This window comes from Burkholderia sp. BC1, from assembly GCF_052683555.1.
The window spans coordinates 1-550 of sequence record NZ_JBQYLP010000195.1; the positions used below are offsets into that span (position 1 = coordinate 1).

General features: G+C 61.6%; 1 protein-coding gene. It reads left to right on the forward strand.

All coding sequences use genetic code 11. The features are described from left to right. Positions 1 to 510 (forward strand): IS256 family transposase (locus ACSHSS_RS30320; RefSeq protein WP_445545981.1); only part of this gene is annotated, 510 nt, incomplete at its 5' end. Positions 511 to 550: the final 40 nt, after the last annotated feature.

Sequence of the window (550 nt, forward strand, 5' to 3'; positions counted from 1 at the left end):
GGCATGCCCGAAGCGCTGGCCGCCGTGTTCCCGGCCACCACGCTGCAGACCTGCATCGTCCACCTTATCCGCAACAGCCTCGATTACGCCAGTTGGAAGGACCGCCGGGGCTTGGCCGCGGCGATCAAGCCGATCTACGCCGCTCCCAGCGCGGAAGCGGCCCAGGCCGCACTCGATGCGTTTGCTGATGGGCCGTGGGGCCAGAAATTCCCGACCGTCAGCAGCGCGTGGCGCAACGCCTGGGATCGGGTGATCCCGTTCTTTGCGTTTCCGCCGGGTGTGCGCAAGATCATCTACACGACGAACGCGATTGAAAATATCAACTCGCAGTTGCGCAAGATCATCAAGACCCGTGGTCACTTCCCGAGCGACGAGGCCGCGACCAAACTCATCTGGCTGGCCTTGCGCAACATCACCGCGAATTGGGGAAGTGCCGCGCATGACTGGAAGACGGCCATGAACCAGTTCGCTATCCTTTACGCAGATCGGTTCGTTCGGCCTTCCGTGTAATTACTCAACCCGCCTTGAACACGGAAATCCTGACACCCCC